Consider the following 22,255-nt stretch of genomic DNA (forward strand, 5'->3'; position numbering starts at 1 on the left):
TATTATTAACAAGTGATCATTCATCCAAACATACTTGCGTCGTCGTAATCTTACTACTAGCCTTTCTTTATAGACTATCGAAAACTAAGACCAGCCAAGACAATTAACGCTTACCGTTATCTTGTCGAGCAGACGTCGCAAAATCTACAGAAGTAACGTTACCTGTAGTATTAATATGATCGATATTTTCTAAATGATGACGATTGACTTCAATATTGTTCGAGACGTTGATTTGTCCTGAGGACTGTGCAGGTACTTTGCCTGTCGGATCGACCATCAGCTCGTGAGCACCATCGAATTTGGTGATATCTGCTAAATTAAAACCAGCAGGTGCGGCGTATAGACGTACTTTTTTGCGCAGCTTATCAGCAGGTGCCCAGTTCATCGCGCCCAGACTTAGCTCGTAGATCAAACCGATGATTAAGATGGTAATAAATATAGCAGCAGCGGCAAAACCTAACCAGCCAGCCTCACGTACTGAGACAGCATAAGCGTACAAATACAGCGCTTCTAAATCGAAGATGACGAAGAAAATTGCCACCAAATAGAATTTGGCAGACAAACGAATACGGGCGTTGCCAGATCCGACAACACCCGCTTCAAATACTTCTTCTTTTTGTGAGCCCTGAGAGCGACCGCCAAGCAAACGCGGCACGACCAGCATGAAGACAACTAGCCCAATGGCGGCTAAGATAAAAGCGATTGCTGACCAATTAAAAGCAGACATGATAATACGTGCTCCTCACCCAATCGAGTGTTTAGCACAGCGCAAGTACCGACCTATCAAGGTCGTCTAGCCACAGGCATCACACAAACGAAAACACAAAGCAACTGTCATTCAGTCGCTTTATTTAAGCAACTGTTATTAAGTCACATTTTAGGTATTTTGCTAGTAACAACCAATTATCAAGTGTATTGACGACGATGTCAGACGTAACCAACTGCAGGGATTCCGATATCGCACGGAAACATGGCTGGTCGTCTAACGCATCTTCTAAAAACGTAAGATCAACTTATTAAATCAATATCATATTCGATAGTTTACTTAATTGATTTAATAGCTCATTACACGTAGTCAATAATGACGAGACAACTGGCATAAATTATGTACGTACTATACGCATATCAGTGTCCAAAAGCTAGTTTTTAACTGTATTGAGCGGTCATTTTATATGTAATAAAACATGTTTTTTTTATCAAAAATTATGATAGGGGTTGTACCTTATATTAACATCAAATCCATCTTATAAATTATCATAGGCGATAATTGTAAATATGGTCAAAAATTCAGCCTTTAAACCTCTGCCCTTCACCCAACTCATTCCCCAAAGTTCATGTTTTTGCTTTATAATAACCCACTTAATTTTATTGCCTTTATTGGGTGTTTTTTGATTAAAACATCATCATGACACTCATGCTAATAATGCTAATAATGCAATCAGCGTGTATCTAATGATGCCGCCATCAGTGCCACTCTCTTTTTTTGCTTTTGTCTTACAGGTTACGTTATGAGTCAACTCAATCCCAAACAACAAGAAGCCATGCTCTACGTATCTGGTCCGTTACTTGTACTCGCAGGTGCAGGCTCCGGTAAGACGTCCGTAATTACCCGAAAGATTGCCTACCTGATCGAAGAGTGTGACATGCCAGCTGACCGCATCACAGCGGTGACTTTCACTAACAAAGCCGCACGCGAGATGAAAGCCCGTGTCAGTAAACTGCTACCAAGTGAAAAAATGCGTGGTCTGACCGTGTCAACCTTTCACCAGTTCGGTCTGCAGTTTTTGCGCTACGAGCTGATTCATACCCCGCTAAAGGGTAACTTCTCTATCATGGACAGCGACGACAGCAAGCGACTGCTGATGGAACTGATGATGCGCGACAACCTAAGTGGTGCTGAAAGTCGTGAGCTAGTTGGTAAAGCAATCAAAATGATTTCCGATTGGAAAAACGATCTGATTGAGCCTGACAAGGCGATGGAAACGTTAGACGACCCAGAAGATATGATTTTTGCCACGTTGTATGCATTATACGAGCGCAATCTGCGTGCATATAATGCCGTCGATTTTGATGACTTGATTGTTCTACCAACCAAGATACTGCGTGAAAATAGAGAGCTACGTGATAAGTGGCAAAACCGCATTCGTTACCTCTTGGTCGATGAGTATCAAGATACCAATACGGCCCAGTATGAAATGATCAAATACTTGGTTGGCCCGCAAGGTCGCTTTACCGTGGTGGGTGATGATGACCAATCTATCTATGCGTGGCGCGGAGCAAAACCGGAAAACATGGCACTGCTAAAGGAAGATTTTCCAAAATTAAAGATCGTCATGCTGGAACAAAACTACCGCTCTACCACTCGTATTTTGACCTCAGCCAACGCAGTCATTATGAATAATGAGCATTTATTTGAAAAGAAACTATGGTCAGATAAAGGTCAAGGCGAAAAAATTCGTATTATCAACTGCCGTAATGATGACGATGAGTCCGAACGCGTGGCAAAAGAAATCGTCACTCATAAACTGCGCTTTGGTAATGAGTGGGAACAATATGCCGTTCTCTACCGCAGTAACTTTCAGGCGCGGATGTTAGAAGCGCAACTGCGTCAGCTACAAGTCCCTTATAAACTGTCTGGCGGCCAGTCATTCTTTGCGCGTAGTGAAATCAAAGACATCATGGGATATCTGCGTCTGATTTTGAACCCTGAAGATGACAGCGCATTTTTGCGTATTATCAATACGCCTAAGCGCGGTATGGGACCAGCAACGCTTGAAAAGCTTGGTCTGTTTGCGCAAGAGCACAGCATATCGTTGTTGGCCTCTTGTACTCATGCTGGGTTGACCCATGTGCTACCGTCTAAGTCTTATGGCACCATAAAAGAGTTTGGTGAGTTTATCGAGCACTATACTCGTGAGTTAGACCAACACCCGGACCCCGTGCCAATCGTACGTCAAATGATCGATGAAACAGGTTATATTGACTTTGTGCGCAGTGATGCCAAAACGCCACAACAAGAAAAGAACCGTATTGATAATATCGATATGCTCTACACCAGTATTCAATCGCTGATTAATCGCGCCGAAGAGGATGAAGATCGGACGATTGATACCATCATTCGTAAGCTGGTATTGCTTGATATGCTCGAGCAACAGCAAGAAGAAGAGAATACTAACAAGGTCAACTTAATGACTTTGCATGCGGCAAAAGGCTTGGAGTTTGATTTCGTTTATATCATGGGACTTGAGGAAGAGATGCTACCGCACCGCAACTCTATCCTGAGCGAAACCGTAGAAGAAGAACGACGATTGATGTACGTAGGTATCACTCGCGCTCGTCGTGAGTTAACATTGACGCTAGCCACACAGCGCCGTGCAGGTGGTCAGATGCGCGTTACGTCAGAGTCGCGATTTTTAGATGAGTTACCAGAAGATCATATAGACTGGCCAGCCAAAGCGAAAAAGAAAAAAGCCACCAAAGACCCAGAAGCAGTTGCTGATGAGTATTTGGCAAATATTAGAGCGTTATTAGGCAATCGCTAGTCTTAATGAAAATGCCTAAATAAGAATACTTGAAAACACACGCCTGAGACTGGGCGAAAAATGACTATTTTAGTCGTTATTGTTATTTATATTTTTTGAATACCTTGGAAATTTTATGCCTACCCCTATGCCGAATCAAGAACGACCATCTACGCTACAGGGAGATTATAATCCAGCTGAATATAATGCTGAATATAAGCTGCTGTATCTACAGGGATTGGTAGCTGACAAGGCATATGAAGCCATTACCGAGTTTTTAGAAAAGCAGTCAGAATATGAGATTGCCAACTTATTAGAGTCTTTCCCGACTCAAAACCGGCTATTAATTTGGGCGCAGGTTCCAGAGAGTATTAAAGGTGAAGTCCTCGCTGAGCTAGATGTCGATACGCGCCAGCCATTGATGGAGAACATCTCTTCAAAAGAGATTTCTCTATTTACCCAAGACCTCGATGCACAAGACATCTCTGAGATTTTGGATACCGTGACCGAGAGCGTACGTACCTCTGTCATGGCAACGCTAGACGAAGAAACCCGCGTTCAGGTCAATAAACTCGATACTTATGAGGATTGGGAAGTTGGCAGCTACATGGATCCTGATATTATTCAGGTGCGAGAAGACATCACGCTAACAGAAGTACAGCATTGGCTACGAGAGAACGATGACCTCCTCGATGATGAAAGCCAAGAGCTATTGGTGGTTGATCAAAGCCAGCAACTATTAGGTCTATTAAGTTTGGTTGATTTGATTAAACACCATCAAACCACTTTAGTATCCGAATTGATTGACACCGCCATCACGATCAATGATCGTCTAGATATTCAAGATGCCGCTGCGATTTTTCGTTCAGAAGATATTCGCTTTGCCCCTGTTACTAACAGCCATGGCGAGCTGGTCGGTCAGTTAAATGGTGAGGACATCATGGAGATTATCCAAGATGATGTCGACAGCACTATGAAAAACCTGGCGGGTGTTAGTCAAGATGAAGAGCTATTTGCCCCTATCTTAACCAGCGCCAAAAGCCGTAGTGTTTGGCTAGGTATTAACTTGTGTACCGCCCTATTGGCCGCAGCGGTAATTGGACAGTTTGAGGAAGTACTAGCACAAGTCGTGGCGCTAGCGATACTCATGCCAGTGGTCGCCAGTATGGGCGGTATTGCTGGATCACAGACCCTTACCGTTGTCATTCGCGGTATGGCTATGGGTCAAATCGGTGGTTCTAACCGCGTGTGGCTGTTAAACAAAGAGCTGTGGGTCGGCGCTATAAACGGCATCATATGGGCTATAATCATGGCGTTTATTGCCCAGCTATGGTTTCATGATATTAAGATTAGTGCGGTCATTGGCTTCGCCATTGCGATTAATATGACGGCCGCCAACGTCTCAGGCATCAGTATACCGCTGATGCTCAAACGTATGAATATCGACCCTGCGCTATCTGCTTCCGTTATCCTAACAACTGTTACGGATATTGTCGGTTTTATGTCATTTTTAGGCTTAGCCAGCGTATTAATACTATAATCAATTGCTGAATTGCCCAATCAAAATATAGAATTGTTATTTATATAAAAACACTGAATACATTTTGTTCAAAGCCCTAGTTCAAAAACATCATTTAAAAACCATCAAATCGTTAAGTGAGTTCGTTATGCAAGCTGTACAAGTTAAAGTTATCAACCCTAAAATTATCGAAGACGCAGCATTTTCTCTTCCGACTCGTGCCACCGATGGCAGTGCGGGTATCGACTTGCGCGCTTGCATCGATGAGCCATTAACTATTAAAGCAGGTGAAACACACTTAATCGGCACAGGCCTCGCCGTTTATATCCAAGATCCGAATTATGCAGGTATGATTTTACCGCGTTCAGGTCTTGGTCATAAGCACGGTATCGTCTTAGGTAATCTGGTTGGGCTGATCGATGCTGATTATCAAGGTGAGCTGATGGTTAGTATTTGGAATCGCAGTAACGATGACTTTGTGCTTAATCCAGCAGAGCGTATGGCACAATATATCGTTGTACCTGTCGCTCGCCCTGAGTTTTCAGTGGTAACAGAGTTCAGTGATGAAAGCGAGCGCGGTGCTGGTGGATTTGGACATTCAGGTCGCCAGTAATCAATCAGCAACCATGACTGATTTATCGTTTTAACTATTGTTAATCATCAAGATAATAACAATGACGATGATAACAATCACGATATTAACAATAATAGTCACAACCATCATAACCACGATTATAAGGAGAGTAAGCGATGCCACCTTTTGCTGCGCAGCAATCCTTATTTCGTGCTTATGATATTCGTGGTTCACGCCAGCATTTCACCACTGACTTTATACAAGCGCTCGGCAATGCTTTTGCTTACCTCTATCATGGTCTACTTTGTCCATCAGAAGATAACGATTCAAAAAACAGTCTACTAACACAATCGTCAACTTCTTCAGAAACCATTATCGTGATTGGTTATGATGTGCGTAATGGTAGTAATACTATTGCACAGAAACTCGCTGATATATTGGCTCGACGTGGTTTGCAAGTGGTGCAACTAGGTCTCGTCACTACGCCAATGATGGTCTTTTGGGCAGAGCAATATCAGGGACATGGCATCATTGTGACGGCCAGTCATTCTGCTAAAGAAATTTTAGGCGTTAAGTGGTTAGTCAACCACCAATCTCCTAGCAGTGCAGAGATTCAATCACTCTACCAACAGCTGTATTTGCAAAAGCTGATAATGAGTGATAGAACAGAGCATTGCCTTAAACACAAACCTCATCGTCAAGATGAACTCTCATGCACGACTGATAATTTCGTTCATAGTCAACAGGCTGACTTATCTACTGAGCAGATAGCAACGGCTTACATTGAGGCTATCGCTGAAGTCTTTCAGCAAATCTATCAATTTAATAAGTTCGATGCAAATAGACAGCATGCAACAGTTACTCAACAGCCCTTATCTAAACTTGATTTTCGAGTCGTTATTGACTGTATGCATGGCGCGACCAGCGCTATTGCACAGCGTTTATTTGGCTATTTCTGCCAAGATGTCATCATGATTAATGACAGACCAGATGGAAACTTTCCCTCTGGCAATCCTGACCCTACTGAACCGCACCGTCTCACACAATTACAGCAAAACGTACTTCACCATCAAGCAGATATAGGAATTGCCTTTGACGGTGATGGTGATCGACTGATGATCGTCGATACCAACGGCAAAGTCGTCTCGCCTGATCATTTGCTATATCTATTAGCGCAAGTGGCTATCGCGGAACGCCCTGACAGTTTATCTGATGCAGACTCAGTATACGATACAGACTCAATAAGCTCGCAACGCTCACCTCAAGTCCTTTTTGATATTAAATGCTCACATCATTTACCAAAGCTGTTATCTGATCTTGATGCAACACCTGTAATGAGTAGAACGGGTAGCAGTTTTATGCGCCAACAGATACAGCGCTCTAATTATCAAATTGTCTTTGCTGGAGAGTTATCAGGGCACTTTATATTTAATGACAGCCGCTTTATTGTTTATGATGATGCCATGTACGCAGCATTACGACTGCTACACTGGTTGGCTACTGACAATCTGGTCGATAGCAAACAAGCACTGACAGACATTACGGAAGGTTTCCCTGCAGTGGTGAGTACAGCAGATCATTATTTGCCGATGCCAACAACTTTTGGAACAGAGTATTTACTCGTAGAGCAGCTGGCCAGATTCTGTCGTTACTTACGCCAAATTTTGGAAGCGACAGCAGCAGATTCTGACCATCATTTGATAAATACTGACCTGCTATTAGATTGTCACTGCTCAGTGGTAGAGCCTCACTTAACACTCAAGCAAGCCAGAGACTTAATGCCCATAGGGACAACGCTGAGCTGTATCGATGGCGTTCGTTTGGATTTTCCACATGGCTTTGGGGTGCTGCGCCAATCAAACACCAGTCACCATCTGACGGCACGCTTTGCTGGTGATAGCATCGATGATCTAACAGATATTCAGGCAAAATTTGCCGCATTATGTCGCCCATTTGATAAAGAATTGGCAGCCAAAATTGTCGCTATTCCTGCCGAATAATTGTATTAAACACATTATGACCTTATTAATAATATTAATAATGGCGATAGATTTATATCGCATAAATAACCAACCCGCTCAAAACCGTACTTTAGGAGTTTGTAATGACGCTTAACTTAGATGATGCCAAAAACACCGCTGAAGTATTGACCACGGCACTGCCTTATATCCAGCGCTTTGTCGATAAGATCATCGTCGTCAAATACGGCGGCAATGCGATGACTGATCCTGCGCTTGAAAGCTCATTTGCCCGCGATATCGTTTTGTTAAAAACCGTTGGCATGCATCCTGTCGTCGTACATGGCGGTGGCCCGCAAGTGGATAACTTGTTAAAAGAGCTTGGTCGTCAGTCTAAACGTATCGATGGTATGCGAGTCACTGATAAAAGCACCATGGATATCGTCGAGATGGTGTTAGGCGGCGGCGTCAATAAATCGATTGTTAGCTTAATCAATAAGCATGGTGGACGCGCGATTGGCCTAACTGGTAAAGATGCCAACTTAATCCTAGCCAAAAAGTTAAAGATGGAAAAAATCGGCGAAGATGGTATCGCTGTTCCGATAGACCTAGGGTTCGTCGGTGATGTGGTCAGTGTCAATAAAGACGTGATTAACATGCTCATTGCGTCTGACTTTATCCCTGTCATCGCCCCACTCGGCGTCGATGCCGAAGGCAATACCTATAACATCAATGCTGATCTAGTCGCAGGTAAAGTCGCAGAGTTTTTGCAAGCCGAAAAGTTAATGCTGCTGACCAACATCAAAGGCGTATTGGGTCGTGATGGCGAAGTCGTGACTGGACTAACACCAAAGAAAGTCGACAGCTTAATCGAAGATGGCACCATCTCAGGTGGCATGATTCCTAAAATTCAGTGTGCGCTTGATGCCGTACGTAGTGGCGTAAAAAGCGCTGTTATTGTCGATGGCCGTGTGCCTCATGCTACTTTGCTTGAGATTTTCACCAATGAAGGTGTCGGTACATTAATCAGTCGTGAATTGGATTCATAATTGCGCTAGCAGCCTATAATTACTAACACTGATACTAACACTGAAAAGCCCGAGCTTGGATACCAAGATCGGGCTTTTTTATGGTCTATCGATGCTCATTTAAACGAGAGAAATTTAATAAGCACAGAACTCGACAGAACTATGGCTACTATTGCCATAAACCTTCATATAATGATTGCCTTTACTCTCAGTAATGTAAGACGTTTCATTGTCATAGCGATCACCATCCAAACGACCACTTGGCCCTGAGACATAAGCCATATTGATGCGGTCATCACCAACATTACGAATCACTAAGTTCTGATCTGATGCAAGCCATAGACGAAACACTTTTCCGTTTTTAATGTTACCTGTAAAGCTACCGCAATAGCTGTCTTTTGCGAAGGTAATCTTAGTAGAAGTGTCCGCCGCTTGCACGCTTGTGACCATGAGAGGTGCTGCTGCAAGGGCGGCTATTAGTAATAGTTTTTTCATGATTTTATCCTTGAACATTATAAACGAGCAAACTTAATTCCATTGATGAAATCATAGTTTATAACGTGTCAAAGTGATAGCTGTTTTATGAAAAAGTTGTATCGAATACAGCCTCATCAAAACCGCACAGTAATATCGACTGACCTTGGTTTTTATCGTCGATCTGACCTTCTACAATCGGACGCTTAATCATACTGGTATTCTCTACTAGCAGGTCAATCGCGTTATCTACATTGGCATCAGCTGATTGCTTTTGCTCGTCGGTCAGCTTGCGCCATGTGGTGCCACGCTTATTCAATACTTTATCAATGCCTAGCTCATCTACCCAACGCTGTACTGTTTCATTATCAACACCTTGTTTCTTATAATCATTGAAATCGTAGCTTATATTCAATTCATCCAACTTGGTAAACGCTTTTTTCATGGTGCTACATGATTTGATACCGTAAATAGTGATGGTCATTTTTATTCCTTTAAATATAATATAGATTATGTGCGTTTTACTTAAAAATTAGAAATAGCTAAACAGCGAGACAGAACAGAATTAATGCTATTAGTAGCCACTTTGCCCTTGGCGTGAGCAGTTTCATTCTTTCCATTTCTATCGGTTCGTAGTGTATAGCGAATCGGACTTCAAAGGCGGGTTGCACTAAATATCAATTCATAAGTCGTCATATACTTCTTAATACTGCTCTATTATTGCGTTGCCCCATCGCATTTTTTGCCGATTTGCGCTATTCTAGCGTATCTAATTTTCTTATCAAAATATTCAATCTAGAGCCCACTATGAGTAATACTGTGACATCTGACCAATCAGAAAACAATTATTATAACCCACAAGCTATCGAAGCTGCGCAACAAGCCAAATGGGCAACTGACAAGCGCTATGAAGTGGGCAATGAGCCTAGCGACAAGCCAAGTCGTTATATGCTGTCTATGTTCCCTTACCCAAGTGGCAAGCTGCATATGGGCCATGTGCGTAACTATACCATCTCGGATGTGCTGAGCCGTTACTACCGCCTCAAAGGCTACGAAGTCATGCAACCAATGGGTTGGGATGGTTTTGGCCTGCCAGCAGAAAACGCTGCGATCGCGAACCAAACACCACCTGCCAAATGGACATTTGCCAACATTGATAACATGCGTGCACAGCTTAAATTGCTGGGCCTATCTATTGACTGGTCACGTGAATTTGCCACTTGTAGCCCTGAGTATTATCAGTGGGAACAGTGGTTGTTCTTGCAGCTATACAAAAAAGGCTTAGTCTATAAGAAGCTAGCGACGGTCAACTGGGATCCGATTGACAATACTGTCTTGGCCAATGAACAAGTCATCGATGGTAAAGGCTGGCGCAGTGGCGCTGCAGTTGAAAAGCGCGACATCCCAATGTACTACTTCAATATCACTGATTATGCCGATGAGCTATTGGATGATTTGGATGATTTGGAAGGTCATTGGCCATCTGAAGTATTGACGATGCAGCGCAACTGGATTGGTCGTAGTGCGGGTATGGAAGTGCATTTCCCATATGAGTTGGCTGGTGAAACCAACACTTTAGACGTGTTCACTACCCGCCCTGACACCTTGATGGGTGTTACTTATGTCGCTGTTGCCGCAGAGCATCCGCTCGCACAGTACGCATCTGAGAATAATAAAGCCATTTCAGATTTTTGTGCTCTGTGCAAAAAAGGCTCAGTCGCTGAAGCAGATTTAGCCAAAGCTGAAAAAATCGGTATGGATACAGGTCTGACCGTGACTCATCCACTGACAGGTGAAGAAGTGCCTGTTTGGGTGGCCAACTATGTGCTTATGAGCTACGGTTCAGGTGCGGTTATGGCTGTACCGGCACACGATGAGCGTGACTATGAGTTTGCTACCAAATACAGTCTGCCTATTAAGCAAGTCATCGACATTCCTGCAGGATATTTTGATGAAGCAGAAACAGATGCCAAAGCGAATGATACTAAAATCAATCTTGCCTATACTGAACGCAATACCTTAGTCAATTCAGGCGAATTTGATGGTCTAGATTTTGAGCAAGCGTTCGAAGCCATGCTTGCCAAACTTGAGCCACAAGAGCTGGCCAAGAAAAAAATCCAATATCGCTTACGTGATTGGGGTGTATCGCGTCAACGCTATTGGGGCTGCCCTATCCCAATGATCAATTGTGAACATTGCGGCACGATACCTGTCGAAGAGCAAGATTTGCCAGTTATCTTACCGACTGATGTCGTTCCTGATGGACGCGGTAACCCACTCAAAAACATCCCAGAATTTGTAAATACCACTTGCCCTAAATGTGGTAACCCTGCTGAGCGTGAAACCGATACCTTTGACACCTTTGTTGAGTCAAGCTGGTATTACGCTCGCTTTGCTAGCCCAAATGATGCGCAAAGCATGGTCAACAAATCTGCCGCCAACAAATGGCTGCCTGTCGACCAGTACATCGGTGGTGTTGAGCACGCGGTTATGCATCTACTTTACGCACGTTTCTTCCATAAACTCATGCGTGACGAAAACTTAGTCTCAGGAAACGAACCGTTTGCCAACTTGATGACCCAAGGTATGGTACTTGCAGGTACTTTCTATCGTGTCAATGCTGATGGTAGTACCACTTACTACTTTACCGAAGATGTCGACATCGATTATGACGAGCGTGGTCAGCCGATCAAAGCCATCTTAAAGACTGATGGACAGCCAGTAACCATTGGCAAAATCGAAAAAATGTCTAAGTCAAAAAATAATGGTGTCGATCCACAAATCACCATCGACAAATATGGTGCTGATACCGTTCGTCTATACACGCTATTTACTGCGCCTGCTGATCAAACGCTAGAATGGTCAGACGATGCGTTAAAAGGTCCTTATAATTTCGTTAAAAAAGTATGGCGTTTGGCGACAGAGCATACGCAAGCGCTTACCGCAGCGAACTTAGATCTTGCGACGCTCAATAGCGAAGCATTGAATACTGATGATTTGAGCAAAGCAGCCAAAAACCTACGTCGTAAGACTCATGAAACCATTGCCAAAATTGATAATGATTTAGGTGATCGTTTGGCATTGAACACACCAGTATCAAGCCTTATGGAGCTTGCCAATGAGCTTACGAGCTTTAAAGCAGCTAATGAGCAAGACCTAAAAGTACAGCACGAGGCAGTGACTGATTTGCTTATCATGTTATCAGTGTATGCACCGCACGTTGGTGAGCATTTACTTGAGCAGTTAGGCCTAGACACCGTTACGCTTAACTATCCAGCCGTTGATGAAGCTGCACTGGTGCAGGACATGATCACGATGGTTGTACAGGTCAATGGTAAAATGCGCGGTAAGATGGATGTGGCGCCAAATAGCGATCCAGAGCAGTTAAAAGCCCAAGCTCGAACCATGGAAAGTGTGGCAAAATTCATCACTGGCGAAATCAAAAAAGAAATCGTCGTCCCAAATAAGCTTGTAAATATTGTGGTTGTAGGTTAGATATTTTAGGCTTAGTGGATACTCTATCTAAGCCTTATTATAATTTGAGGATAGCGATATGTCGTATAAGCATCAAGGCAGTCTCAGTGAACAAAGCCCTACTGCAAAAAAGTCCGGTGGACAAAAACTAGTGACTGCATTATTTACTGCGCTACCGATGTTTACGGTACTCGGTGCAACGGCTGCGCTTAGTGGTTGCGGCTTTGAGCTGCGAGGCTATGATGCGCCAATGCTACTCGATGTGGCCAAAACAGCGGTCATCATCGAAGACAATCGCACTTCTTTCCCACTTAAGCTACCATTAACACGACGCCTAGAAAAACTAGGTGTCGAAGTTATTAGTAATATGACTGCCTCGGACGTTGCTCTTAATAATAGACAAGCCAGCGCTGAACCCGTCTCTACTATCAATGTCAGTAATATTCGCTTTAAGCAGTATGAATTGGTCGGCGTTTTAACAGAGATTCGATTGGTCATATCAGCAAATGTTAGCTATCAAACCACTGAAAACGGTAAGCCGGTCACACTGAGCAACCCTATCCAGATCGAGCGCAGCTATCAGTATAATGATGCCTCGGTGAGTACGGATGATCAGCAAGGCGATCAAACCCGTGAATGGCTCTATGATAGTTTGGCACGTCGTATCACTGATCAGTATGTTGCTATCTCTCTGCCTAGAGTACCGTCCACTGGCACTAACATACCGGTGAAAGTCGCTAATGGCTCAGCATCGACAGCAGTGGTCGTACCAACGCCTTAAAAACGCCTCAATACGGTACGTTTAATACTTATATTTTCATCAACCTGTGTACTACCCATCTATCTATGCAAGATACCTTTATACAAGCCTATCCAAAACTACTACAACCCTCCGTTGCAGTAGCGGGCTTGTGGCTGGCGCACGGTGATGAGCCGTTGCTCAGTCAATGGCTTATCGATGCGATGCGTCCACATTGGCGCGCACAGAATTATGCCATCAAGCGCATAGAGCTGATATCGGTTAAAAGCTGGCAAGAGGTGCTGTCAGAGCTGGGTAGCCAATCGTTGTTTGATGATGCCAGTGCCTTAATCGTGACCGGCAATCATAAACCCGATAAAGCTGTTATCGCCGAATTAGAACGCTTCGCCGTCGATGCACAAACAGGTGCACACAGTCACAGTCTCCTATGGCTGACACCCAAACAAGACAAGCGAGCCCAAAGTAGTAAATGGTTTGCCGCATTTGCTCAATACGGTCACATCATTGATTGTAATTTATACAATGAAAAGCAACGCCAGCAGCTATTGCAGACACAAGCCCAACAGTTTGGTCTAACGCTGTCTCAAGATGCTTGGCAACTGCTCATGTCACATACTGAGCACCATTTACTGAGCGCTTACCAAACCTTATGGCGGCTGTCTTATTTGTTTGCACCGCAGTTATCGGCAAACACTCATGTAGACAACAGTCATCTGGACAATGGGCATGACGCTGACCAAGCAGGCAGTGCTGCTAAAAACCCTACTACAAACGTCGCTTTGGATATCAAAGATCTACAAGCAGCATTGGTCAGTGACGCTCAATTTAGCGTCTTTGATTTATCAGATGCGATGCTGGTAGGTAATAGCGCACAAGTGGCAAAAATCATCTTTCAGCTCAAAGCGACTGATGAGCCGACGACCTTAGTATTATGGGCGATTAGTAAAGACATGCGTCAAATTATACAACTGTTGGATGGACAAGACCCGCAAGCGCTTGGCATTTGGCGCAGTAAGCAAGGACTGTATCAACAAGCCTGTCGCCGCCAATCCAAAACGCACACGGCTGAATGGCCTGCCCTACTTTATCGCTGCGACCAAGCAATCAAAGGACTGATTCGTCAACCCGCATGGGAGCTACTATTGCAAGCAGCACTTGAGTTATCAGGAAAGCGTTTGTTTACGGCACAATAACTCTCAGCGCTAACACTTCCCAATTACCTTTCTGATTCATCATTGATGATTCTTTCTCTATTCCCACCATGCTCACAGCACGCTTAACCTTTCGCAAACTAATAACCATTTTCTTTTTTTCATCAAGCCGTTACTATACCTACAATTGATTCTTTTGTGGTTGGATAATAGTCATGCGTAAAATGAGTAAAAAATCTGCTATTAAGTGGGGTGTTATTGCCTTAATTGTCGTAGCAGTAGCGGCTTTGGCCTATCACTTTCTGAAACCTGAAGAAGTAGGGCCAAACTACTTAACCGCCACGGTTGAGGTTGGTGATATCGAAAATAATGTCATGGCATCAGGTAAAGTTAAAGCGCTCAATACCGTTGATGTTGGTTCTCAGGTTTCTGGCGAAGTAAAACGACTCTATGTTGAAGTAGGTGATGAAGTTAAGCAAGGCGACCTAATCGCTCAAATTGACCAAGTCACGCAAAAGAACACGCTGAGCAACCAACAAGCAACGCTTGAGCAAAGTGAGGCTGCCATAGAAAGCGCCGAAGCAGATGCATTGAGTAAGCAAGCCAGCCTAAAAAGTGCTTATGCTGCGCTTGCCAGTCAGCAAGCAGAGCTCAAACAAGCGCAAGCTGATTTTGCCCGCCTAAAATCACTGGTTGAAATCAATGCAATCTCACAACAAGAATACGACACCCAAGCCACTACAGTACAAACAGCCCAAGCTGCCGTTGATAGTGCGCGAGCAGATATTGATAATGCCAAAGCCGCTGTTGTAACAGCAAACGCCACCATTAACAGCCAAAAAGCTGCGCTACGCAAGTCTCAGACCGATGTAAACACGGCCCAAGAAGATCTAAATTACACGACCATTCGTGCTCCTATATCAGGAACGGTGGTATCGATTACCACGGAACAAGGTACGACTGTTAACGCCAGTCAAACAGCGCCAACGCTAGTGACTTTAGCTGACTTATCGACAGTACGTATCAACGCACAGATATCTGAAGCTGACGTTATTAATGTCAATGCTGGTATGTCGACTTACTTCAATATCATCGGCAACCCAGATAAGCAATATGATGGCATCTTAACCGCTATTGAACCAGCTCCAGAAGAGATCAGTGAAACCAGCTCAACCGATTCTGCTATCTATTATGTGGGCTACGTTGAGGTGCCCAACCCTGATCGTTTGTTTCGTATCGATATGACCGCTCAGATCTATGTCATTATTGATGAAGCCAAAGATGCACTGCTGGTACCATCAACGGTTGTACAAGAAAGGTCTGCTAAAAAGAAAGTAGAAGGTCAAGCCCAAACTAGCAAATATGTACGAGTACTAAACGCTGACGGTAGCGTCGAAGAACGGGCAGTAACAGTAGGTATCGACAACCGAGTAAATGCGCAAATCTTGAGTGGTTTAAAAGAAGGCGAAGAAGTTATCATCAGTGGAGAGAGCACGAAAAAATCAGGTAGTGGTAAATCTCGCGGACCTGGCGGTGGTGGTGGCATTCCAGGAATGTAACCTATTCTTTGTATATGTTGATTGTAATAGAGCTGGTACAAATCAGCTCTGCTACACCGACGCTCACGACACTTGATTAAAGACATTGCTATGACTATATCTCAATCTTCTAAACCGTCGCCCATGAGCGCTGACGTCTCAGCAGAATCCCCAAAGAATAATGGATCCTCCATCGCTGATAATCCTATTATGCAGCTGTCAGGGATTATTCGAGAGTTTCCTGCTGGTGAGCAAACCATTCGAGTCTTGCATGATATCAACCTAACCATCAATCAAGGTGAGATGGTCGCTATTATCGGGCAATCAGGTTCAGGCAAGTCCACTTTAATGAACATCTTGGGCTGCTTAGACCAAGCATCAGCTGGTGATTATAAAATTTATGGCCAATCAGCAAACAGGCTAGATGCTGATGAACTGGCTAAATTGCGCCGTGAGCACTTTGGGTTTATTTTTCAGCGTTATCATCTGCTCGGTGATATCAATGCCAAAGACAATGTCGCCGTCCCTGCCGTATATGCTGGCATGAATACTGAGGCACGCATCAATCGTGCCGAAAAGCTCCTGACAGACTTAGGACTGGGAGAAAAGGTAAACAATCGACCTAGCCAGCTCTCAGGTGGTCAGCAGCAGCGCGTCTCGGTTGCTCGTGCTCTGATGAATGGTGGCGATGTTATCTTAGCCGATGAGCCAACGGGTGCGCTAGATAGTAAATCTGGCGAAGATGTGATGGCCATCTTACATGACCTAAATGATCAAGGTCATACCATTATTATGGTAACCCATGATCCCAAGCTTGCCGCCCAAGCCGAACGCGTGATTGAGCTAAAAGATGGCTATGTTATTGCTGATTATAAAACTGAGCATTACAAACGAACTGAAAAACAGCCTGAGCCTATTCTTAGTCAACACCGAAAAAGCGCGTTTGCCAGTTTTATCGATCGCTTTTTTGAAGCATTTAAGATGTCGCTGCTTGCCATGCGGGCTCACAAAATGCGCACTCTATTGACCATGCTCGGTATTATTATCGGCATTGCAGCAGTTGTTTCTATTGTGGGTTTAGGTCAAGGCTCGCAACAGCAAATTCTCGCGAATATCAGCTCACTCGGTACCAATACTATAACAGTGAACGACGGCTACCCTAGAGGCGACCCAAGACGCCGTTACAATGATGACAACCTGACCCCAGAAGACTCAGAAGCGGTCGGCAATCAACCTTATGTCGTTAATGTCAGCCCTCAAGTGAATGCTACCTCTAGTGTGCGTTATCGCGGTGTAGAAGAGAGCTCAACTGTCAATGGTGTTGGTGAATACTACCTAGGGGTTACTGGTGAGACGTTAGCACTGGGTCAAGGGTTTGATGCGCAAAGTATCAGCCTGCGCAGTCAGGACATTATTATTGATAGCAATGCTCAAGAAGCCTTCTTTTCAGACGTTGCAAACCCAGTTGGTGAAGTACTGCTCATCGGTAGTGTACCTGGGCGAGTTATTGGCGTCTTAGAGGAAAGCGACAGTGGTTTTGGCCCTGACGTTACCACACCTACCATATATATGCCCTATACCACGGTGATGTCACGTATTACTGGTAGTGCTAATATCGACCGTTTTATTGCATTGTTAGATGACAGCATCTCATCTAGCGCTGCTGAGTCTGCTATCTCCGACTTAATAGAAGGTCGCCATGGCAAAGATGACTTTGAGATTCGTAACTCAGACTCTATTCGTCAGACCATTGAATCGACGACAGGCACCATGACGTTGCTTATCTCCTCTGTTGCCGTTATCTCATTAATAGTTGGTGGTATTGGCGTTATGAATATCATGCTGGTGTCTGTGACCGAGCGTACCAATGAGATTGGAGTACGAATGGCCGTAGGCGCACGGCAAAGTGATATTATGCAGCAGTTTTTGATAGAAGCAGTACTGGTCTGTATTTTAGGGGGCTTACTGGGTATTGGTATGGCCTTTGCCATTGGCGAATTGATCAATCGATTGGGCGGCGATAGTTTTAAAGTTATCTATTCATCAACTTCTATTATTGCAGCTTTCGTATGCTCAACGCTCATCGGGGTTGTTTTTGGCTTCTTGCCTGCCCGTAATGCTGCCAAACTTGACCCTGTAGACGCACTTTCTAGAGACTAATAGTTAATAATTAACGCACTAAATCAGAATATTTAGAGTCTAAAACGGCTCTAATAACGAAATCCTGAAGAAATATGACTTTTTTCCTGATATTTTCACTTTTTTTCTCATCTAGGGTTGTAATTGTCATAATTATATATATAATGTGCTCTCACGTTTAGGGATACAAACTCTTTAAACGTTTAAGCAAGCTTAATGTGTTTATTAATATTGAGTTTGTTTAACAAAGTTTTTGTTTAAAGAACTTTGACTTGCAGTTAAATGCAAACCTAGTGTTGATATCGAGTTTTTAGAATTTACGAAAATGTAAATCCTCTTGCACTCGGATGAAGTAGTACTTCATTTTATCCTCGCTCAGGGCCGATAGCTCAGTTGGTAGAGCAGTTGACTTTTAATCAATTGGTCCCGCGTTCGAGTCGCGGTCGGCCCACCATATTTAGTATTACGCTTGTTGTGTACCCCACCCTATCAGGTAGCGGCATAATAAGTCACAAAGTTTAAGAAGGTTTCTTTTAGAAAACTTCACCGAATTTACGAAACTGTAAATTCACTTGTAGAGTTGAAAAGCAGTGCTTTTTATACGCTCTTCAGGGCCGATAGCTCAGTTGGTAGAGCAGTTGACTTTTAATCAATTGGTCCCGCGTTCGAGTCGCGGTCGGCCCACCATATTTAGAGAGCCCAGTTACTATATCGCATAGTAACTGGGCTTTTTTTCGTTTAAATTTTATTTTTTTTTTCGTTTTTTCTTAAAGACAGTAAAGTCGCTATTTTTTCGCCACAGCAGTTTATGCTTGATCGTGTCTTTAATTGTACGTGGATGCTTGGGCGCTTGCGTAATCAACATATCAAAAGTTGCGTCATCTATCGCCAGCTCATACCCATGTGCCATCATGACTACAGAAGGCTTTAACGCTTTTATCTTTTGGAGTGATTGAATATAAACTTTAGGATCATAGACGGGGAAAGGCGCCACAAACTTATGGCGTAGCTTGATGATTAAGTCAGCCGTATAGACCTGTCGACTGGGCAAATGAAACAAAGATAAATCGCGGTCTGTATGTCCTGGGGTCTCTAACACCTGCCACTCATCAAACCCCGGCACACAGTCACCCTCACCAACGGTGATGTCGGCTTTGAGATGTGCTGGATAATATAGATTTTTTGGAGAGCGACCTTGACGTCTCGCCACATAATGCGCAAGATTCATATCTACAAGGTGCATGGTACGCCCAGCGATACGGCTATACCACTGCGTATCTTTGTCTGCTGAGACAATTAGGCAACCTGTCTGCTCTCGGAACTTATGTGCCCCACCTGCATGATCTGGATGCATATGAGTGACCACGACTACTTTTAGGTCGGTGACTGGTCTCTGTAACGTCGTTTTAATATAATCTAATACCATCGGCACATCAGGGCGACACGCCCCATCTAGCAGCATAATCTTATCTGGATATACCGCCAGATATGTGCTTTGAATATATCCTTCTAAACGTACAATTTCACATAAACTCATTTGCATTCCCTGCTACATGATTGGTCACTATAGTCGTCCTACCATAGGAGACGCTTTTAACGCGCCTTAGTAGACTTTAGTATAACCCTCACTATTCATATTGTAATGACTTTGAGTGAACGCTTGTGACTATAAACCACTTTTCCTCACATAAACAAAAACTCAGCACATAGGCTGAGTTTCTGAAGAAATTTAACGTATTTGGAAACTGTGTGAGATTAATTACGCCAAATCACGTACCTTTGGCTCACGCTCCCACAGACGAGACTTCGCATTTTCAATGAAGCTATCTAGTTCAGCCAGTGGCGTGACAAAACTGTCTTTTTCAACAGGGAGTTTACTCAAAATGAATTCATCCGTCGCACCGCAATAAGCAATCGCTTTACAATGGTTGTAAGCATCGTTGAACCAATCTAATGCTGAGCTGTCTTTTGCGAGCTTCTTAGCCTGTTCAGGCATGATGATACTCACTACCGCATCGAACATCACTGACGGGCCACCAGCGAGACGCTCATCGGCTTGTATACGGGTGCCATCATCCAGTACCACTTCTTTATTAGGTGCTACTATCTTGACACTAGCACCCTGCGCCTTAGCAGCATCTTCGAATTTCTTGACTTCACTACTATTAGAACCTTCTGCAACCAAGATACCGATCATACGACCTTTTAGGCTGTCAGGAGTTAAGCCAATAGTTTGTATTGCTTTAGACGTTGCCATGTCTAATACAGGTGCCGCAGCATCAGCAGGCTCTGGTAACTCCATACCGAGCGCTATTGCCACACGATTGGCCAAGTCTTCATCGATATGAATCAAATGACCAAGCATGCGAGCACGTACATGTGCCGTATCTACTTTACCTAGCTCAAAGGCATACGCCGTTGCAATGTGTGCTTGCTCCGTCGGTGTTTGGCTACGATAGAACATACGCGGCTGACTATAGTGATCGGCGAAACTCTCTGCACGTACGCGACCTTTGACGCCATCATCCAACTGCTCATGGAATGACTCAAAGCCACGTTTGGCACTTTCACGAGGTCTCGTTGGATCTAAGCTCTGTGGCTCATAAAGCGTGCGAGTTTTTGGTACTTGCATTTGCATATGACCATCTTGCTGATTGTTCGCAAATGGACATTTTGGTGCATTGATTGGGATTTGTGCAAAGTTTGGCGAGCCCAAACGTGATAGCTGGGTATCTAGATAGCTGAATAGACGACCTTGCAATAATGGATCGTTACTGAAGTCGATACCTAGTGGTAGATGTGATGGACAGAATGCCACTTGCTCCGTTTCTGCAAAGAAATTATCTGGGTAGCGGTTGAGCACCATTTTACCCACTACCTTCACTGGCACCATCTCTTCTGGAATCAGTTTGGTCGCATCTAAATGATCAAACGGAAACGCATTGGCTTCTTCTTCGGTAAATAACTGAACACCAAATTCCCATTCAGGATAGTCGCCATTATTGATTGATTCAAACAAATCACGACGATGGTAATCAGGATCAGCACCCGATATTTTCACTGCTTCATCCCATGTGGTTGACTGCACACCCAGTACTGGCTTCCAATGGAAACGTACAAAGGTACTCTTGCCTTCTTCATTGATGAGACGATAGCTATGAATACCAAAGCCTTCCATCATACGTAGGCTACGCGGTAGACCACGATCGCTCATTAGCCAAATCAAGTTATGCATGGTTTCAGGAGTCAATGATACAAAATCCCAAAAGGTATCATGCGCAGATGCCGCTTGTGGGAAGCCGCGATCAGGTTCTGGTTTTACCGCATGAATCAAATCTGGGAACTTCATCGCATCTTGGATAAAGAAAATCGGCATGTTGTTACCGACGATATCCCAGTTACCTTCTTCAGTATAGATTTTCACAGCAAAACCACGGACATCACGTGGCGTATCTTTTGATCCTTTATTACCAGCAACGGTAGAGAAACGGGTAAATAAAGGCGTCTGCTTATCTGTTTCGGTCAGAATTTTCGCCGTGGTATATTCTTCTAGTGATTCGGTCAGCTCAAAATAACCGTGTGCAGCACTACCACGCGCATGGACGATACGCTCAGGAATACGCTCATGGTCAAAATGATGAATCTTTTCACGCAGTACGAAATCCTCTAGCAATGTGGGTCCACGACTGCCAGATTTTAGAGAGTTTTGATTGTCAGATATGGCAACGCCTTGTTGCGTCGTCAAAACTTTAGCGTCATCACTGGCACGCTGATGGGTCTCGCCACCATTACCACGTTCAGTGTTCATGTCTTTAGCGGGGTCGGTATGATCAATATTATTATTCATTATGCATCCTAGCTAGTCATTAAAAGTAGGCTCTATGCAGAGCTGTATTTAATATTAGCCAAAAAATATGACTAATTCATGGCATTCCTTGTTAATGTTTGGTTAAATTTTGCATACGAAAAAACGCCTTTATTACTTTTTGTACCTCGTGCTATGATTAATAGTTCTTTTCCCTATTGTAATTATTCTTTACGATAAATCATCAAACAGTATCTTTGAGATTTATGGCTTCTTACAACCATGCATATCCATTTAGTTCGCTCATTTTCTTT

General features: G+C 43.8%; 15 protein-coding genes and 2 tRNA genes. 12 read left to right on the plus strand and 5 right to left on the minus strand.

Annotated elements, in window-relative coordinates:
• Positions 1 to 103 precede the first annotated feature (103 nt).
• Positions 104 to 727, minus strand: a complete 624-nt coding sequence (gene ndhC, locus I6E61_RS08390; RefSeq protein WP_194196867.1) for an NADH-quinone oxidoreductase subunit A — start codon at positions 725 to 727, stop codon at positions 104 to 106.
• 781 nt (positions 728 to 1,508) lie between these two features.
• On the opposite strand from ndhC, the gene I6E61_RS08395 reads away from it, so the two are divergent.
• The 5 genes from I6E61_RS08395 (at position 1,509) to argB (ending at position 8,621) form a co-directional block, all read left to right on the plus strand.
• On the plus strand, positions 1,509 to 3,542 hold the full coding sequence (locus I6E61_RS08395) for a UvrD-helicase domain-containing protein (protein WP_197133083.1): 2,034 nt from the start codon (positions 1,509 to 1,511) through the stop codon (positions 3,540 to 3,542).
• Between the two features lie 115 nt (positions 3,543 to 3,657).
• Positions 3,658 to 5,061: a magnesium transporter gene (gene mgtE / locus I6E61_RS08400; protein WP_197133086.1), complete on the plus strand. Its 1,404-nt coding sequence runs from the start codon at positions 3,658 to 3,660 to the stop codon at positions 5,059 to 5,061.
• A gap of 127 nt (positions 5,062 to 5,188) precedes the next feature.
• Positions 5,189 to 5,653, plus strand: coding sequence for a dUTP diphosphatase (dut, locus tag I6E61_RS08405; RefSeq protein ID WP_197133089.1), 465 nt, complete (start codon positions 5,189 to 5,191; stop codon positions 5,651 to 5,653).
• A gap of 137 nt (positions 5,654 to 5,790) precedes the next feature.
• Positions 5,791 to 7,614 (plus strand): phosphomannomutase, encoded by a 1,824-nt coding sequence (locus I6E61_RS08410; protein ID WP_197133093.1) that lies wholly within the window; start codon positions 5,791 to 5,793, stop codon positions 7,612 to 7,614.
• A gap of 104 nt (positions 7,615 to 7,718) precedes the next feature.
• Positions 7,719 to 8,621 carry an acetylglutamate kinase gene (gene argB, locus I6E61_RS08415; protein WP_197133096.1) on the plus strand — a complete coding sequence of 301 codons (903 nt, stop codon included), beginning with the start codon at positions 7,719 to 7,721 and terminating at the stop codon, positions 8,619 to 8,621.
• Positions 8,622 to 8,735: 114 nt separating this feature from the next.
• Here argB and I6E61_RS08420 read toward each other — a convergent pair whose 3' ends face one another.
• On the minus strand, positions 8,736 to 9,095 hold the full coding sequence (locus tag I6E61_RS08420) for a hypothetical protein (protein ID WP_197133099.1): 360 nt from the start codon (positions 9,093 to 9,095) through the stop codon (positions 8,736 to 8,738).
• An 85-nt stretch (positions 9,096 to 9,180) separates the two neighbouring features.
• Positions 9,181 to 9,558 (minus strand): Spx/MgsR family RNA polymerase-binding regulatory protein, encoded by a 378-nt coding sequence (locus I6E61_RS08425; protein WP_197133117.1) that lies wholly within the window; start codon positions 9,556 to 9,558, stop codon positions 9,181 to 9,183.
• A gap of 323 nt (positions 9,559 to 9,881) precedes the next feature.
• Between I6E61_RS08425 and leuS the strand changes: the two genes are divergently transcribed.
• From leuS to I6E61_RS08460, 7 genes are all read left to right on the plus strand, one after another.
• Positions 9,882 to 12,569 carry a leucine--tRNA ligase gene (leuS, locus tag I6E61_RS08430; RefSeq protein WP_197133133.1) on the plus strand — a complete coding sequence of 896 codons (2,688 nt, stop codon included), beginning with the start codon at positions 9,882 to 9,884 and terminating at the stop codon, positions 12,567 to 12,569.
• Between the two features lie 58 nt (positions 12,570 to 12,627).
• Positions 12,628 to 13,329, plus strand: a complete 702-nt coding sequence (locus I6E61_RS08435) for a hypothetical protein (protein WP_197133136.1) — start codon at positions 12,628 to 12,630, stop codon at positions 13,327 to 13,329.
• Positions 13,330 to 13,394: 65 nt separating this feature from the next.
• A complete protein-coding gene (locus tag I6E61_RS08440) occupies positions 13,395 to 14,501 on the plus strand; it encodes a DNA polymerase III subunit delta (protein ID WP_197133139.1) in 1,107 nt (368 codons plus the stop codon).
• A 173-nt stretch (positions 14,502 to 14,674) separates the two neighbouring features.
• Entirely contained in the window at positions 14,675 to 16,018 is a 1,344-nt protein-coding gene (locus I6E61_RS08445) for an efflux RND transporter periplasmic adaptor subunit (RefSeq protein ID WP_197133141.1), read from the plus strand.
• A 123-nt stretch (positions 16,019 to 16,141) separates the two neighbouring features.
• Entirely contained in the window at positions 16,142 to 18,157 is a 2,016-nt protein-coding gene (locus I6E61_RS08450; protein ID WP_197133226.1) for a MacB family efflux pump subunit, read from the plus strand.
• Between the two features lie 357 nt (positions 18,158 to 18,514).
• A tRNA-Lys gene (locus tag I6E61_RS08455) sits at positions 18,515 to 18,590 on the plus strand.
• A gap of 157 nt (positions 18,591 to 18,747) precedes the next feature.
• Positions 18,748 to 18,823: transfer RNA gene (locus I6E61_RS08460), tRNA-Lys, on the plus strand.
• Between the two features lie 58 nt (positions 18,824 to 18,881).
• On the opposite strand, the gene I6E61_RS08465 is transcribed toward I6E61_RS08460, so the two are convergent.
• Positions 18,882 to 19,673, minus strand: a complete 792-nt coding sequence (locus tag I6E61_RS08465) for an MBL fold metallo-hydrolase (protein WP_197133144.1) — start codon at positions 19,671 to 19,673, stop codon at positions 18,882 to 18,884.
• A gap of 222 nt (positions 19,674 to 19,895) precedes the next feature.
• The gene (locus I6E61_RS08470; RefSeq protein WP_197133147.1) at positions 19,896 to 21,983 is read right to left on the minus strand and encodes a catalase; all 2,088 of its coding nucleotides are present in this window, start codon (positions 21,981 to 21,983) and stop codon (positions 19,896 to 19,898) included.
• Between the last annotated feature and the right edge of the window lie 272 nt (positions 21,984 to 22,255).

The organism is Psychrobacter sp. NZS113 (genome assembly GCF_015864825.1).
Taxonomy (GTDB): Bacteria; Pseudomonadota; Gammaproteobacteria; order Pseudomonadales; family Moraxellaceae; genus Psychrobacter.

Coding starts and splice junctions, on each gene's coding strand:
- I6E61_RS08420 (WP_197133099.1), bottom strand. CDS start 9,095: ATGAAAAAACTATTACTAATAGCCGCCCTTGCAGCAGCACCTCTCATG.
- I6E61_RS08470 (WP_197133147.1), bottom strand. CDS start 21,983: ATGAATAATAATATTGATCATACCGACCCCGCTAAAGACATGAACACT.
- I6E61_RS08440 (WP_197133139.1), top strand. CDS start 13,395: ATGCAAGATACCTTTATACAAGCCTATCCAAAACTACTACAACCCTCC.
- leuS (WP_197133133.1), top strand. CDS start 9,882: ATGAGTAATACTGTGACATCTGACCAATCAGAAAACAATTATTATAAC.
- I6E61_RS08465 (WP_197133144.1), bottom strand. CDS start 19,673: ATGAGTTTATGTGAAATTGTACGTTTAGAAGGATATATTCAAAGCACA.
- I6E61_RS08410 (WP_197133093.1), top strand. CDS start 5,791: ATGCCACCTTTTGCTGCGCAGCAATCCTTATTTCGTGCTTATGATATT.
- I6E61_RS08435 (WP_197133136.1), top strand. CDS start 12,628: ATGTCGTATAAGCATCAAGGCAGTCTCAGTGAACAAAGCCCTACTGCA.
- dut (WP_197133089.1), top strand. CDS start 5,189: ATGCAAGCTGTACAAGTTAAAGTTATCAACCCTAAAATTATCGAAGAC.
- I6E61_RS08395 (WP_197133083.1), top strand. CDS start 1,509: ATGAGTCAACTCAATCCCAAACAACAAGAAGCCATGCTCTACGTATCT.
- I6E61_RS08445 (WP_197133141.1), top strand. CDS start 14,675: ATGCGTAAAATGAGTAAAAAATCTGCTATTAAGTGGGGTGTTATTGCC.
- I6E61_RS08450 (WP_197133226.1), top strand. CDS start 16,142: ATGAGCGCTGACGTCTCAGCAGAATCCCCAAAGAATAATGGATCCTCC.
- mgtE (WP_197133086.1), top strand. CDS start 3,658: ATGCCTACCCCTATGCCGAATCAAGAACGACCATCTACGCTACAGGGA.
- ndhC (WP_194196867.1), bottom strand. CDS start 727: ATGTCTGCTTTTAATTGGTCAGCAATCGCTTTTATCTTAGCCGCCATT.
- argB (WP_197133096.1), top strand. CDS start 7,719: ATGACGCTTAACTTAGATGATGCCAAAAACACCGCTGAAGTATTGACC.
- I6E61_RS08425 (WP_197133117.1), bottom strand. CDS start 9,558: ATGACCATCACTATTTACGGTATCAAATCATGTAGCACCATGAAAAAA.